Raw genomic sequence first — 275 nt, 5'->3', positions numbered from 1 at the left:
CGGCATCCGCAACGTCGTACCACCAGCGCCCGCCTCGCGGAGGACCTCTCCTTCACCTCCGGCGGCCTGACCCGGCTGATCGCCCGGATGGAAGAGGCCGAGCTGATCACCCGGCACCCTCACCCCGAGGACCGCAGGGCCTCCCTGCTGGAGGCCACCGAGAAGGGCAACGACCTGCTGGAGCGTGCCCTCGCCGCGCACGTCCCGCAGATGACCGCTGACCTGATGGAACCGCTCACCGTCATCGAGCGGCTGATCCTGCGCGAGCTGGTGAC

General features: G+C 70.2%; 1 protein-coding gene. It reads left to right on the top strand.

Annotated elements, in window-relative coordinates; genetic code table 11:
* Positions 1-275 (top strand): MarR family winged helix-turn-helix transcriptional regulator (locus ADL01_RS27170; protein WP_159049641.1); only part of this gene is annotated, 275 nt, incomplete at both ends.

The sequence above is a fragment of the Streptomyces sp. NRRL WC-3618 genome (assembly GCF_001280005.1).
GTDB lineage: Bacteria > Actinomycetota > Actinomycetes > Streptomycetales > Streptomycetaceae > Streptomyces.
Note: the sequence above shows the minus strand (reverse complement) of the source record. Positions and strands in the feature narration are given on the sequence as shown.